We start from the raw sequence: 15,653 nt of genomic DNA, 5'->3' as shown, positions 1-15,653 counted from the left end.
GCACCCTCCCGGCGCGGATAAAGATGCTCCAGCCGGCCTTCAAGGCGGGCTGGAGCAATCTGACAGACAACCCTATTCAAGCACCAGCTTGCTTTCCACCCGGCGGTTGGACGGGTCGTTGATATCGGCCACCTTGGGCCGGGTCTTTCCGTAACCGACGGTCTTGAGACGGTCCCGGCCGACACCGAGCGACACGAGAAACTCCGTGACCGCCGCGGCCCGGTCTTCCGACAGGCGCTGGTTGTAGGGAGCGGATCCGATGCCGTCGGTGTGTCCTTCGATGACGAAGGTGGCGCTTGCAAGAGCCGGATCGTCGATGCCCTTGGCGAACTCCTGCAGGTTCACCCTGGCTGAAGGACTGAGCCGCGCGGATGCGTATTCGAAGGACACCAGCAGGTTGAAACCTTCGCCGATCGCCTTGGTTTCCGGATCTGCGACGAGCGCTTGCGCGTTCCCGTCGCCCTCAGACGTGACGGCCACCTGGCCGCCTTCCGCCTTGGCGGCATCGGGATTACACTCGTCCCGCGTTCCGATGCACAGCGCCCGGCTCGTGCCGACTGGCTTCAGGGAACGGGTCTTGAGCTGTTTGAAGTGGCGCGTCACGTCATCGGCGGAATAGGTGGCGTCCTGGGCGGACGCGGAACCGGAGACAAGGCCGGTGAGTGCGAATGAAAGCGCTGCCGCCAGCAAGAGACGGCCGGGCTTGGAGTGACGGAAGGCATTCCGGTCACACGTAGTCAGGGGATTGGTCACGATATCAGTCCTCCTTGTGGAGTGCTCGAAGGCGTTGTGGCAATGGGTTCAGAAATGCATCGTGCCAGTTTTCAAAAAATAATGGTGTGGCGAAAGTCACTAAAGTACGCTTTGATATCAGTATGTCCTATTGCGCACAATTAGCAAGAGGGCCGTTAGCGTGACTTTATCGAGGTGATTAAATAACTTAAGCCGGGCCAACCTGAAATTCATGGACAATTGCGTAGGGCGTATTACAACGTTCGAACAGACAAGGTTGGCGTTTAAATCATTTGCAACAATTGTGTTATTGAGCACATTATTTTTATCGGAAACGCCTTAGGAACTGACTGAAAGCGGCAGAAATGCCGGAACCGTCAGGAACCACAGTATTTCCGAGGAGAACTTCGTGGCCCAGGGACAACTCAAGCAAGCAAACCGCATGGCCGAACTGACTTCGGTCTACGGGAAAGATGAGCTCTCGGTAATCTCCATCGAGTGTGACGAGGGCATGAGCGAGGATTTCGAAATCCGCCTGGAGGTCATCAGCCAGCAGGAAGATCTGGATTTCGACAAGGCGATCGCCACGCATATGACGGTCAAGGTGGTCACCAACAACGGCGACACCCGGTATTTCGACGGGCTTCTGACCGATGCCAAGTGGCTCGGGCACCGCGACGCTTATTATGTCTACCGGCTGACATTGCGCCCCTGGTTCTGGCTGCTGACCAAGAATGCGAACTGCCGGGTGTTCAAGGACAAATCAGCTCCGGACATCATTTCAGAAGTCCTCGGAGAGCATGATTTCTCCGATTTCCAGAACAAGCTGACGGAGAGCTACGATCCGATCCATTATTGCGTCCAGTACCGGGAATCGGATTACGATTTCTGCTGCCGCCTGATGGAAGAATTCGGAATTTCCTATTTCTTCGAGCATCTCCAGGGCAAGCACAAGATGGTGCTTGCGGATGCCAAGTCGTCCTACAGTCCGATTGTCGGCGATTCCACCATTCCCTTCATTGCGCTTGGCGGCGACAGCCAGCGGGATGAGGAACACATCTATCACTGGATCCCGAGCCGGAAGTTCCGGACCGGAAAATTCGCCGTCAACGACTACGATTTTGAAAAGCCGAGTGCCTCGCTGGAAGCGGAACGCGAAGCCGGGTCCAAGTACCGGGCCGGAAAGCTGGAGAATTACGATTATCCGGGCCGCTACACCGAGAAGGACAAGGGTACGAAATACAGCAATATCCGCCTCGATGCGGAACAGGCTTCCGACAAGCGCATTCAGACTGCCGGCGAAGTTCCGCGTTTCTACGCCGGCGGCCTGTTCACGCTGAAGGACCATCCGCACGGGCCGCAGAACCGGGAATATCTGGTGGTCCGGGCAAGTCACCAGATCATTACCGAGCAGTATCGGAGTGGCGGCAGCGGCGGCTCCCAGGGCGAGGCCTATACGGGCACCTATGACGTTCTTGCCTCCGATATCACGTTCAGGACCCCGGCCACCACACGCAAGCCGCGCATCCCCGGACCCCAGACGGCCAAGGTCGTCGGGCAGGGGGAAATCGATGTGGACGAGTACGGCCAGATCATGGTCGAATTCCACTGGGACCGCGACAAGACCCAATCCCGCCGGGTGCGTGTCGCTCAGGTCTGGTCCGGCAAGAACTGGGGCGGCATCTATATTCCGCGCGTCGGCCAGGAGGTGATCGTCCAGTTTCTGGAAGGCGATCCTGACAAGCCGATTGTCATCGGAACGGTCTACAATGCGGAAAACATGCCGCCTTACGACTTGCCCGCCGAAAAGAACAAGGCCGGTGTCAAATCCGACTCCACGCAAGGCGGTGGCGGTTACAACGAATTCGTCATGGACGACACCAAGGGGCAGGAACTTGTCGGTGTGCACGCCGAGAAGGACATGGAGACCGTCGTCGAGCATGACGACAGCCTGCATGTCAAAAACTGCCGCGACACCAAGATCGGCGTAAACCGGACGGAAAAAGTCGGCAACAATACAACGGAAAAGATCGGCAAGGACTGGAAGGTGACTGCCGGAACCAAGATCGAATTCATCTGCGGCGCCAGCAAGATTGTCATGACGCCGGCATCGATCAAGATCGAGTCGCCCATGATTGACGTCAAAGCTTCCGGCAAGCTGACTGCGAAGGGCACGTTCACCGATGTGACTGCCAGCGCGGTATTGACGGTCAAAGGCGGACTTGTTCTGATCAACTAGAAGCGACCTTTGAAAAATACGGCAATCGGAACAAGCTTCAACGGGAAGAAACGGAGTAGAGCAGATGGGATCACGTATCCGCTTTACCAGGGCGAAACAGGTTTTCGAGACCTATCCTGAACTGTCGGAAACGGTGAAAGAACCGGCTTCCGACATCGCTCCGCAAGACTATACGCTGGAGCTGCGCGATGGCGATGCACCGCTGACCGCGCTTGCCTATTTCGCGCATGTCCTGCCGAAACGGGAAGCCGTGTGGTGGGGTATGAAATGCGTTGCCGGCCTGGACGGGCCAGGAACGCCGGATGACCGCCAGGTTCTGGTGCTGAGCGAAACCTGGGTGCGGGAGGGGGACGAGGACGCCCGTGCAGCCGTTCATGCGGCGGCGGAAGCCGCCAGAACGGAAAGCGCTGCCGTGTGGATCGGGCTTGCGGCCGGCTGGTCGGGTGGTTCCCTGTCGCCGAACCCGGAGCACCGGGTCGAGATGCCTGACGATCTGACCGCGAAAGCGGTCAATACAGCTTTGCTGATTGCGCTCGGCACGGTTGAGCCTGACAAACGGGACGAAGCGCTTAACTCTTGCCTTTCCGCGGGGCTGTCCTTCGCTGAAGGCGGTTCTATGCCGACGGTCAGCCTTAACGGGCAGGCTCCGGCCAATTCGTAAGCAATCCGGGAGATTTGCTGGAATGCGTATCACGCTGCAGATCGAGAATGTCGATCGGCTCGAAACCGGTGGCCAGGTGTCCTACAGTTGCGCCGACCGGGGGTTCGATATCGGTCGTCACGAGCATCTCGACTGGAGTCTGCCTGATCCGCACAGGGTGATTTCCGGCAAGCACTGCGAAGTGCGCTTTGAAGGTGGACAGTTTGTCCTGCATGACATCTCCACGAACGGAACGTTCCTGAACGGCAGTCCCAATCGCATGGACAGGGCCCATGCGCTGCGGTCCGGCGACAAACTGATGATCGGTGATTACATAATCTCTGTTGCGCTGGAAGCAGGGGAAAGCGTCGGTGCAGGGATGGCGGCCGGTTCACCGGCCATGCCTCATGGCGAAACACCACGCTGGAGCGCACCGCAATCTGCCGCACCGGTTGCCCCGGATCCCGCATGGCCTTCGTCCCCGTCCGCGCCGGAGCAGGCCCCTTATCCGGTTCAGGACGCCGGTGGCAGTCCCTGGGGGGCGCCATCCGCAGGCATGGAGGGTAGACACGCCCCGCCGTCTTCAGCGCCCGGTGTCGGCACGCCCGCTGACGATGTCTGGAGCCAGCAGGGACACGGCTGGGGCAGCGCCGATCCTGCGCTCTACGACCCGCAGGCGCAATTTTCCGAACGGGAGGCGGCAAGACCCGCTCAGGCGGATCCGATGGATCACCTGGCGGCGCAGCCCGATCTCGCACCGGCTGCACCGGCAGCGCCGGCTCCGCTTCAATCGCCTGCGGAGGTCAGCTCCGCTTCGCCGTTTCCGCCGTTAAGCGGCGGATCGGAGCAACCCGAGCAACCGCTATTCGGCATGCCGGACCTCGGCTCGCCGGGCAATCCGGAACAGGATGCCCCGCCACTGCATCCGCAGGCAGGTCCTTCTGAAACCGGCACAGCATCGCCGTTTCCCGAAGCCACCGCTTGGACAGATCCTGCACCGGCCGAGCCCGCCCCGGCTGTGGAGGACGAGTTCCCGGCAGCACCGGCGAACACGACAGAGATTCCAGCAGCGTCGGTACCGGAACCGGACCCCGTGGCGGCTCTAGCATCGATGCCGCCGAATGAGGTGGCGCCCGCTGAAACCGCACCGGCACCTGCACCCGCACCTGTCCCCGCCGAGACCTCTGAAGCGCCCCGGTCGCCGGAGGCAGCTGCCGACTTCATCAAGGCTTTCGCGCAAGGTGCGGGCATTCCGGAAGCGGTGCTTCAGGGGCGCGATCCCGAGGAATTCGCCCGGGAAATCGGATCGGTCCTGCAAGGCATCACCGGCGATCTGATGGGCCTGCTGCAGGCCCGCAGTCAGGTCAAGGCGATGACGCGCAACGCCAACCGGACCCTGATCAGCCGAAGTGGCAACAACGCCCTGAAATTTTCGCCGACCCCGCAAATGGCTCTGCAGACCATGTTGTCCCGGGAAGCGGAAGACAATGGCTACCTGCCGATGAACAAGGCGATGCAAGCCGCCTTCCGGGATATCCAGAAACATCATGTCTGGACCTATTCGGCCATGCAGAAGGCCGCGGCGCGGTTTGATGATACCCTGTCTCCCAAGGCGATAGAAGCCGAGGGAAAGACTGCGAAAAGTCCGTTTGGCGGACAAAAGGCCAAACTCTGGGAGCGGATGCAGGAACGCTGGACGTCCTTGTCCGGGGCCTATGACGACGGTCTTGTGGGTGTTTTCACCCAGTATTTCACGGAAAGCTACGAAGAATTGACGAGTGAAGACCCGGAGCAGCAATCCGGGCGGATTGACTAAAAACGTATTTGAAGTCTGAAGAGCGCTACGGCGTTTCGTATGTCAAGGAGCAGTGCCTGAATGTCGTGGTATAGCAAGGTCGCATGGACCGAAGGACTGTTTTTGAGGCCACACCACCTCCAGCAGAGCGACCGTTATGCGGAGCATATGCTGGACGAGCGGGTCAGGCTCGCTTCCGCCTATCCTTGGGGCTTTTCCGATTTCGAGATCGATCAGGATGTCGGTCAGCAATGCCGCTTCGCGCTGCGCCATGGCCGGGGAATCTTTCCGGATGGCACGGTGTTCAACTTCCCGGCAGACGGTACGCCACCGCCCGCGATCGATGTTCCCGAGGACGCAGCCGGACAGATAGTCTGGCTCGGCATTCCGGAGACCACGGTCAACGCGGTTGAAGTGTCGAACGGCCGCGAGGACGCGGCCACCCGCTATATTCAGGGACGCGAGACGATCATCGATTCCACTTCGGCAATCCGGCAGGAAGAGGAAATCGATGTTGCCCATCCGCGGCTGATGTATTCCATCCGCGCAACGCCGCATCCCGGGCAGGTCTGCCTGCCGGTTGCCCGGATTACCGAAATCAAGGACCGGATCATCATCACGGACGGCGCTTTTGCTCCGCCGGTTCTGGCGTGCCACGTGCATCCCGTCGTGACCGGCTGGGTCGATTCCGTCATTGGCTGGGTCGAACGCAAACTCAGCGAGCTGGCCCGTTACGCGGCCGATACCTCCGCCGGTGGAGGCTTGCAGAATTTCGACTACCTGACGCTGCAGTTGCTCAACCGCACCCATCCGCTGCTGATGCATCTGCGCAAGTCCGCCTATGTGCATCCCGAGCGCGTCTATTCGGAGTTTCTGCAGCTCGCCGGCGAACTGGCGACCTTTGCAACGGACGAACGCCGGGCCCGCAATTATCCGGTCTACGATCACGACAAGCTGCACGACATCTTCAAGCCGGTGCTGGCCGACATCCAGGCATTCCTGTCGGCAGGATATGACCGCCGTGCAATTCGCCTGCCGCTGGAACAGCTGGCTCCGAACGCCTTCAAGTCGACGATTGTCGACCGCAATCTGTTCTCGCAGGCAAGCTTCGTCATAGAAGTGGCCGCCCGCCGTCCGCTTACCGAGATCCAGACCGAGTTTCCACGGCTCTTCAAGGTCGGGCCTTTCGGGCAGATGCGCCAGATCGTCTATTCCAACCTGCCGGGCATCCCCCTGATCCATATGCCGGTGCCGCCTGCGCAGATCCGCGCCCTGACGGACAGGGTCTATTTTAGACTCGACAAGACAACGCCGTTGTGGCGCGAATTCAGCCAGGATTCGGCAATCGGGCTTCAATTCTCCGGCAACTGGCCGGAGCTGCAGCTTGAATTCTACGCCATCCGGGAGGGCCGGTGATGGCCGACAATGACGACCCTTTTGGCGTTTCCAAGCGCAAGGGCAAAACCATCGTCCGGCCCAATCCAGGCGGCCGGTGGAGCGAAACCCAGCCCGGCGCAACGCCTCCGCAGGCCCCGGTACCGCCGCAAAATGCGCCCGGACAACCCCAGCCACCGCAGCAGCCTCAGCGCCCGGCCAGTGCACCGGACCCATGGCAGGGCGGCGCCGGATCCGGACCGGATCCCTATGCGCCGACGCCGGCCGGCTATGAATATGGCCAGCAGCAGGCCCCCGACCTCAGGACGCCGCCTCCCGGTCAGCAACCTCCGCAGACGCCGCAACCTCCGCACGGCGCCGGTCCCGCAGGCCCGTCCGTACCGCAGGGCGCCGGGCAATTGGCCCAGACGCCGGACATCAACCAGATCCGTGTCGCCAACCGCAATCCCATTTCCCGTGCCGCAGCGCCATTGCTTCTGCTTTTGGGCCGCCTGCACCTGACAATGACGGACGCGCAGTTCGATGCCCTGATGCGCGATGTCTACAGCTCCATCAAGACCTTCGAACAGGACTTGCGCAGCGCCGGCATCACCGATGATCAGATCCGATCTGCTGCTTACGCGCTGTGTGCCACTTCGGACGATATCGTTCAGAACATGCCATCCGCGGGACGGCACCAGTGGACGCAATATTCCATGCTGACCCAGTTCTTCGGACAGGCAACCGGCGGTGTCGAGTTCTTCCAGCTTCTGGAAAAGGCAAAGCAGGACCCTGGCCGGAACTACGGCGTTCTGGAGGTGATGCATGCCTGCCTGTCGCTTGGATTTTACGGAAAATACAGGGCCATTCAGGGCGGACAGCAGGGGCTTGAGCGCGAGCGCAGGGATCTGCACGAAATCCTGAGGCGTGTCCGGCCACGGCCGGGAGATGATCTGTCTCCGCATTGGCGCGGTCTGGAACTCCTGCAGAAGCGGACCGGTTTTTCCGTCCCGATCTGGTCGGTTGCCGCCGTCGCGGGGGCGTTGCTGCTCGGCGGCTACGTCACCTTGATGCTGCTGCTGTCCAGTGGCAGCGAAGTTCTTGCAAGCCGGGCTGCGGCTCTTTTTCCCAACGGACCTGTCGAACTGGCGCGCGAAGGCTATCAGCCCAAACCACCACCGCCGCCGCCACCGCCCGAAGACGCCACCATCGATACGGTTTCAGAACGGCTTGCAGGTCTGGACGGGCTGGAGATCTCGCAGGCGGGTCCCGCGATCATGTTGCGCATGCGGGCCCAGTTCGATGTAGCTGCGGCCACCTTGCGGCCGGAATTCCAGCTGCTTGTCGAACAGGTGGCGCAGACGCTTGCTGACGTGGACGGGGAAATTCTGGTCGTCGGTCATACGGACAGCGATCCGATTCGCAATAACCCGCGTTTTCCGAGCAACTGGCACCTGTCCGTCGAGCGCGCGAAGTCCGTCGCGGCCGTCATGGACGCCGTCCTTCAGGCACCTGGCCGGGTGCAGGTGGAAGGGCGCGGTGCGGATGAGCCGATCGCTCCGAATACCAGCCGGGAAGGCAAGGCGCTCAACCGCCGCGTCGAAGTTTTCCTGAAGCCGCCGACCAAAGGTCTGGTGATCAACAATTGAACGTCAGCCGGGTAACCGCAGAATAAGGCACTATCGATGAAATTCTGGCTTGGAATATCGGCAATTCTGATTGGCATTCTCGCCCTCATTGCCTTGATCTGGTTCGGCGGACCGTTCCTGGCGATTGCCGGGGTACGCCCGTTTGAGCCCCTTTGGGTGCGGTTGCTTCTGTCATTCTTCATCCTTCTGACGATCGGAGGCTGGGCCGGTTACCGGATCTACAGGCGCATTGCGGCGAACAGGGCGCTCGAACAGGAAATCCTGCAGCCGAAAGCCAGTGACGAGGACAAGGAGATCCTGTCCGAGCGCATGAAGGATGCGCTGAAGACCCTGAAAACCGCGAGCGGTGGCGGCCGGACCTATCTCTATGATCTTCCCTGGTACCTGATGATCGGTCCGCCGGGAGCGGGAAAGACCACGGCTCTGGTGCATTCCGGCCTGAAATTCGCCAACTCTCGCGGCAAGGGAGAAGCGCAGAAGCTGGAAGGGCTCGGCGGCACCCGTTATTGCGACTGGTGGTTCGCGGAAAATGCCGTCCTGATCGATACGGCTGGACGCTACACCACTCAGGATTCCGATGCCGAGCACGACCGGGAAGGCTGGCTCGGGTTCCTGAAGATGCTGCGCAAGGCGCGGCCACGCCAGCCGGTGAACGGCGTCATGGTGTCGATCAGCCTCGAAGACCTCATGACCCTGTCCGAGGAAGAGCTGAAGCTGCATACGGACGCCATCCGCTCGCGGCTGATCGAGCTCTACAAAACCCTGAAGATCGATTTCCCGGTCTACGTGATCTTCACCAAGGCGGACACGATTGCCGGTTTCATGGAGTTCTTCGGCTCCTATCCGGAGAGCCGGCGCAATCTGGTGTGGGGGGCAACCTTCCAGACGCGCGAAAAGACCAAGAACATGGTCTCCGAAGTTCCGGCGGAATTCGATCTGCTCATCGAACGGCTGAATGAGGAGATGGCCGATAGGCTGCAGGAAGAGCCGGACCCGCGGGCACGGTTGATGCTCTATGGTTTTCCGACGCAGGTCGCCGCCCTCCGGGACCGGCTGACCGGCTTCTTGAACGCTATTTTCGAGCCGAGCCGTTATTATCCGAATGCGGTCCTGCGCGGGTTTTACTTCACTTCCGGAACCCAGACCGGAACGGCGATCGACCGGGTCATCGGCTCCATGAGCCAGGCCTTCGGAACCGCCTATCAGGCGGCCGCTCTCTCCGGACAGGGAAAGAGCTATTTTCTCCGCGATCTCCTGACCAAGGTGATCATCGGGGAAGCAGGCTGGGTCACCCACAATCGCCAGGCGGTACGTATGGCGACGGCCGCGCGGATCAGCGCCTATGCGGCAATCGCACTTGTCACGATCGGTCTGGGCACCCTCTGGACCGTCAGCTATCTCAACAACCGGGCCCTTATCGATGAAACCGCCAAGGCGGTGGCGGCGGTACGCGCCGAAGGCGAAGGGGTCCTGGACCAGCGTGTGGTGCGTGACGACAGCCTGCGCGACACCACCTATATTCTCTCGCTGCTGCGCGCTCTTCCGGCCGGTTACGACAGCCGCAACGATCCGACGCCGTTCATGGAAAAATTCGGTCTCAGCCAACGCGAACGCCTCGAGGCGGCGGGCGTGACGTCCTACCGCAGCGGTCTGGAACGTCTGCTGCGCCCGCGGCTGCTCCTCAGAATTGAAGAGCAGATGACCGATGTGCTCGACAACCGCACGGGACCAGGCGGTCAGGACATCGACGATCTCTACAATCTCACCAAGCTCTACCGGATGGTTGCCGGCGATGCGCCGGAGATCGACAAGGAGCAGATCAAGAACTCCTTCCGGGCGGATTTCCTCCAGAGTTTCCCTGGCCCCCAGGGAGAGGTCCTGCGCAACGAGCTCAATACCCACGTCGCGGCCATGCTGGACCTCGATTTCGGCGGCAATGTTCTGACGAGCCAGCTTGACGGAGTTCTGGTGGCAGAAGTCCAGCGCGAACTTGCCCGGGTCAGCGTGGCCGAACGCGGTTACGCCCTGCTGAAATCCCGGGCCAAGGGCCTGGCGAGCGAGGACTGGATCGCCGAACAACGCGGCGGCCCGGATATGGAAACCGTCTTCGAGACCGAAAACGGCGATACGCTGGATACGGTCGCAGTCGACAAGTTCTACACCTATCCCGGATTTCACCTGACGGTTCTGCCGAACCTTGCCGGGATCCGGGAGGAGCTTCAACGCGACAATTGGGTTTTCGGCGACATTGGTGAAGGCGACGCCTTCGCCGACCAGTATCAGACGCTGCCGGGAGAAATCCTGACCCTCTATACCAGAGACTTCATCGCGGCTTGGGAAGACGCACTCGGCAACCTCAAATTCAAGTCGATGCGTGACGACAAGCCGCTTTATACAGCACTGCAGGCCGTTTCCGCTCCCACGTCGCCGGTCGTCCAGATCTTGGAAAGCATCCGCCGGGAAACCTTGCTGACACAGGACCTGTCAAGTGACGGCATTGCCGGGATCGGGTCGGGAGGCAGCGCTCAGGATGCCGGCGGTGAAGCCGCTCAAAAGGTCTTCCAGCGCTATGTGCTCGACTCCTCCGGCGGATTGAAACGCATCGGCCTCGAGGCAGGGATCAAGGCGCTGGCGCCGAACGGTGTTTCCGGTGCACTTGGCGCGGTGACGGGCGGCGGCGGACCGGAGATCATCCCGGGCAAGGCGATCGAGGATCATTTCCGTCCCTATCACGTGCTTGTGGAAGGCGAAAACAGCCGCAAGATCGATGCGCTTCTGGTCAACTTCAAGAACATCCTCGACAACCTTCTGGTGGTTGCCAACAATCCGCTGCAGAGCGAGACGGCAAACTCCAACGTCCAGATTCAGGCTTCCCTGCTCAGGAGCAATGCCACTCGGTTTCCCAATCCCTTCGACAAGCTGATCCTGCAGGCGGCCAAGGAATTCGACGAGGAATTCAAGGAGACTTCGATCACGCAGCTCAATGAAAAGCTGAAATCGCAGGTCGTCGGACAATGCCAGGGGATCGTCGGGCGGAAGTTCCCCTTCACCAATGGTCGTTCCGAAGTGCCGATGACCGAGTTCGCCAAGCTGTTCTCACCTTCCGGGATCATGCAGCGGTTCTTCGATGAAAACCTGAAACCCCTGGTCGATACCTCGGCGAGGCCCTGGACGTGGAAACCGGAAGTCTCGCAGTCGGACCGGTTGTCCAACGCCACACTGCGTCAGTTCGAGCGCGCGGACCTGATCAAGCAGGCGTTCTTTCCAACTGGAAACGCCTTTCCTTCGGTCGGCCTTCAGGTGGTGCCGCGCGCCTTGTCGCAACAGGCCGATGCGGCGAGCCTGGAAGTGAACGGCAACCTGGTTCTGGTCACGCGCGGGCCAGGCTTCAACGCGGAGATCGAGCCGCTTCCCGCGAGTTTCGATTGGCCGAGCAACACGGCAACGCCAAGGGTCGTTCTGGTGATCCAGCCTGAAGTTCCCGGCTACAGGTCGCGTCAGGAAATCCATGGCGATTGGGCGTTCTACCGCTTTATCCAGTCCAACCGGGTGAGTTCCGACCCGAACAAATTCGTCATCCGGGAAACGCTTGGCGGCCGGCAGGTTGCCTTCACGATCACGCTGCGGTCGAAGCCCAATCCGTTCTTCCTGTCGGCCGTCGGGGATTTCAGCTGCCCGACGAGTTTCTAGAGCCACTTGTGAAGAACGGAGCCAACTGATGGAGCCATGTCAACTTGTCACTACGGCGCGGTGCGCAGGGCGATGCAGGGCATCGGACAGGCACGACAACACTCGTCAATTGGTCTCTTGCGTCTTGAAAGAGCTCTAGGCGATGGCGGGTGTTCTGGGCGGCGGTTATTTTGGCAAATTGCCGGCACGGGGGGACTTTGTGACCGGTGCCTGCCCTGCAGGTTTCCTGAAACTCTGGGAACCGTTCCTGATCGAGGGGCTCGCGCAGTCCCGGCTGGACCTGAAGGATGCCTGGGAGGAGGCCTATATGACCATGCCGGTTTGGCGGTTCTGGATAAAACTCGAAAACGGCGGCAAGCTCGAGGACGCCGTGGCCGGTGCCTTCATGCCGAGCGTGGACCGGGTAGGGCGCAAGTTTCCCCTGACGGTGGTTGCTCCGGTCAATCCCGGCGAGAGCAAGACAGTGCGTCCTGCCGGCGACTGGTACGAGACGGTGGAAGCAATCCTGCTGCAAACGTTGCAGGAGGATGCGGATCTGGCCGGCTTCCAGCAGGCGGTGGCCGATCTCGTTCCGCCGGTGCCTGCTTCGGACGACAATCCTTCCGCTGGAATACCCGAGCTTGCCGCTTTGGGAGAAACCGGAGAGTGGGTCAGCTCCGGTTTTTACTGCAAGGCAGGGGACCGGGAATATGCATTCGCCTGCTCCGGCTTGCCGAATGCACATGCGTTCCGCTGGCTTCTCCTGCCGGAATCCTTTGGCGGGGCGGGCGCTGACGAACATCAAGAGGCAGGGTCATCAGGTGGGCTGTATCATCCGGAGGACAGTCGGACATGATCGGGAAATTACAGGAAGCCCTTCGCGGATATGCGGTCGGGGTCACCCATACGGGCCGGGTGCGGGAAGAAAACCAGGACACCTATTTCGTTGATGAAGGCAAGGGTGTTTTCGCCGTCATGGACGGGGCGGGGGGGATGAGCGGCGGAGCAATTGCTTCCGGGCTGGTCAAGGAGGCGCTTTTCAATATCACCCAGCCGCGAAGCGCCGAAGAGTTGCTTGAACAATTCGAAGGCCGCATGATCGCCGCGAAGGACCGGATTGAGAATGCCGCCGCCAGGGCGAACGGCGGTCAGATGGGAACGACCATCGCCGCGCTTTTGACCTACGATTCCAACTTCGCCTGTATCTGGGCGGGTGACAGCCGAGTTTACCGGTTCCGCAACGGCCAGCTCGAGCAGGTGACGACGGATCATACCGAAGCCCAGGAACTGGTTGACCAGAATGTCCTGACCGAAGAAGAAGCGAGAAATTTCGCACGGCGCCACGTCATCACCCGGGCGATCGGGTCCGGTCTGGATCTGGAGCTGGAGATGGTGTCCGGCAATCTCCTGCCCGGGGACCGGTTTTTGTTATGCTCGGATGGACTGACCGGGCATCTGGATGATTCCGTGATCGGCACTTTCCTGATGAACGGCGCCCCGAACGCGGCGGCGCAATGCCTGATCAAGGGAGCGCTCGACGGTGGCGGTTCGGACAACGTGACCGTGGTGATCGTGGATATTGACCGCATGTCTGCGGCTGAAGGAGCTACCGACTGATGAGCCCAGCTCAAAACCTGCTGCCGAAAGGAACGCGGCTCAACAATCTTTATGAGATTGAGGAGCATATCGCCGACGGCGGCATCGGAACTGTCTACCGGGCAAGGGATGTGGAAAGCGGCGACCCGGTCGCCATCAAGGTGCTTCTGGCAAGTTTCGCCAGGGACCCGATGATTCTCGATCTGTTCAAGCGCGAAGCCAAGATCCTGCGGAAACTGAAACACGATGCGCTGACCCAGTATTTTGTCTTCGCCAAGGAGCCGACACTCGGCATCTATTATCTGGCCATGGAATTCGTCGCCGGTCCCTCCCTGAGCAAGCGGATTGAAGCCGGACCTTTGGAACCGGAGGCCGTCTATCGTCTTCTCCAGCGGGTCGCGTCGGCGCTTCAGGCCGTTCACGACCGGGAAGTCATCCACCGCGACCTGTCGCCGGACAACATCATCCTTCAAAACGGCGATGTCGGTCAGGCCAAGATCATCGACTTCGGTATTTCCAGGTCGAATACCGGTGGCCCGACGATTATCGGCGACGGTTTTGCCGGCAAGGTGAATTACGTCTCGCCCGAGCAGGTCGGTATCTTCGACGGCAAGGTCACACCGCGCAGCGACATCTATTCGCTCGGTCTCGTTCTTGCCGAGGCGCTGACCGGCAAGCATATCGACATGGGGGGCACCCAGGTGCAGATTGTCGAAAAGCGCCGGCAGTTGCCCGCGCTTGACGGGATCGACATCCGCTTTCGCCCGCTTCTGGAAGCGATGCTGCAGCCCGATCCCGCCAACCGGCCGGCCTCCATGGCTGAAATCGCCGAGTGGACGATGGGGGCGCCGATGACGCGGCGCGTTCAGGAGGCGACGATTATCCGGCCTTCAGGCCCGCCGCCGGAACAGTCCGCCCTAGACGAAAGCCCGCCCCCGGTCAGATGGGGCCGCCGTATCCTCATCGCCGCGTCTCTGCTGGGATTTGCCGGGCTCGGTGCCGGTGGGGTCTATTTCCTTGCAGGTCAGACGGTGCCCGATCTGGAAGACAAGCCGGTTCTGGTGGCAGCTCCGCGCGAAAACGCACCCTCGGCTCCGGTCCGGCCAAGCACTGCAGCACCAGAAGCCGATAAAGATCAGACGGGATCCGGCACGGAAAATCCCGCCGTTGCGGCACTTCCCGCCAAGCCGGTTGTGGAGACGCCGGACGTTGCAACACCGGCCCCAGGGGGCAACCAGCAACCGCAGGAAACTGGCGAGCAACTGACCAGCATCGCGCCGCCGGACATTCCGGTGAAGGAGGAAACTCCGGAGGCCGTTTTCCCGGAAGCCGTGAAACCGGAAGATCGCATTCGCAATTTCGTCCGCGGATATCAGGCCGGTGACTGCATGTATCTTCAGCCGGTGGAGATCGCCAGTCGGTCGGCGCAAATCGAGGGATTTGCATCGCGTACACCACCGTTCATAAGTTTTGACAGCGATTTCACCCAGAGCCAGGGGTTCGAGGCAAAGATCCAGGTCAATCTGGTCACTGACGCGCAATGCCCAGCGATCGCATTCCTGAGAGCGACACCTCAGGGAGGCGCGAAGACAAAACTCTATCTGGATATGCAGCGCACCGTCATACCCAATGGTGAAAACATGGCCGGGCGGATCTCCGGATACGATCCGGCAACCGGAGAACTCGGTCTGCTCTATGTTTCCAGCAACGGCGAAGTCGCCAATCTGTCACCCTTTATCCAGACGGATGATGGCGGTGCGGGCTTCGTGGTTCCTCTCAGCCTCACGACCTCGTCGGAGGAAACCGGACTGGTCATCGCCATGGTCGGGCCGGATATCGTTTCAACCCTCAAAAGCCGGACTGAAAAACAGGCAAAGCCGTTCTTTGAAGGTCTGTCGCAGGACAGTGCCGTCCTGCGGGCAACAGCAACGACGATCAAGGTCGTACCGTGAACAGGGG

10 protein-coding genes are annotated in these 15,653 nt (G+C 60.7%); 9 read left to right on the top strand and 1 reads right to left on the bottom strand.

All coding sequences use genetic code 11. The features are described 5' to 3' along the window. Positions 1-72 precede the first annotated feature (72 nt). Positions 73-753, bottom strand: coding sequence for an OmpA family protein (locus Q1B40_RS10945; RefSeq protein ID WP_299813792.1), 681 nt, complete (start codon positions 751-753; stop codon positions 73-75). Positions 754-1,141: 388 nt separating this feature from the next. Between Q1B40_RS10945 and Q1B40_RS10940 the strand changes: the two genes are divergently transcribed. The 9 genes from Q1B40_RS10940 (at position 1,142) to Q1B40_RS10900 (ending at position 15,646) form a co-directional block, all read left to right on the top strand. Next, a complete protein-coding gene (locus Q1B40_RS10940) occupies positions 1,142-2,971 on the top strand; it encodes a type VI secretion system Vgr family protein (RefSeq protein ID WP_299813789.1) in 1,830 nt (609 codons plus the stop codon). Between the two features lie 64 nt (positions 2,972-3,035). Next, positions 3,036-3,632, top strand: coding sequence for a hypothetical protein (locus Q1B40_RS10935; protein WP_299813786.1), 597 nt, complete (start codon positions 3,036-3,038; stop codon positions 3,630-3,632). Between the two features lie 22 nt (positions 3,633-3,654). Beyond that, entirely contained in the window at positions 3,655-5,427 is a 1,773-nt protein-coding gene (gene tagH, locus Q1B40_RS10930) for a type VI secretion system-associated FHA domain protein TagH (RefSeq protein WP_299813783.1), read from the top strand. Positions 5,428-5,487: 60 nt separating this feature from the next. Next, positions 5,488-6,822, top strand: a complete 1,335-nt coding sequence (gene tssK, locus Q1B40_RS10925) for a type VI secretion system baseplate subunit TssK (protein ID WP_299813780.1) — start codon at positions 5,488-5,490, stop codon at positions 6,820-6,822. Continuing rightward, positions 6,822-8,429 (top strand): type IVB secretion system protein IcmH/DotU, encoded by a 1,608-nt coding sequence (icmH, locus tag Q1B40_RS10920; protein WP_299813777.1) that lies wholly within the window; start codon positions 6,822-6,824, stop codon positions 8,427-8,429. The genes tssK and icmH overlap by 1 nt, the downstream gene beginning before the upstream one ends. A gap of 36 nt (positions 8,430-8,465) precedes the next feature. Continuing rightward, a complete protein-coding gene (tssM, locus tag Q1B40_RS10915) occupies positions 8,466-12,119 on the top strand; it encodes a type VI secretion system membrane subunit TssM (protein WP_299813774.1) in 3,654 nt (1,217 codons plus the stop codon). A 142-nt stretch (positions 12,120-12,261) separates the two neighbouring features. Continuing rightward, positions 12,262-12,954 carry a type VI secretion system-associated protein TagF gene (tagF, locus tag Q1B40_RS10910; RefSeq protein WP_299813771.1) on the top strand — a complete coding sequence of 231 codons (693 nt, stop codon included), beginning with the start codon at positions 12,262-12,264 and terminating at the stop codon, positions 12,952-12,954. Next, entirely contained in the window at positions 12,951-13,715 is a 765-nt protein-coding gene (locus tag Q1B40_RS10905) for a protein phosphatase 2C domain-containing protein (protein WP_299813768.1), read from the top strand. Before tagF ends, Q1B40_RS10905 begins: the two co-directional genes overlap by 4 nt. Beyond that, positions 13,715-15,646, top strand: a complete 1,932-nt coding sequence (locus Q1B40_RS10900) for a serine/threonine-protein kinase (RefSeq protein WP_299813765.1) — start codon at positions 13,715-13,717, stop codon at positions 15,644-15,646. Before Q1B40_RS10905 ends, Q1B40_RS10900 begins: the two co-directional genes overlap by 1 nt. The last annotated feature ends 7 nt before the right edge of the window (positions 15,647-15,653 follow it).

The sequence above is a fragment of the uncultured Roseibium sp. genome (assembly GCF_947496995.1).
Taxonomy (GTDB): Bacteria; Pseudomonadota; Alphaproteobacteria; order Rhizobiales; family Stappiaceae; genus Roseibium.
Note: the sequence above shows the minus strand (reverse complement) of the source record. Positions and strands in the feature narration are given on the sequence as shown.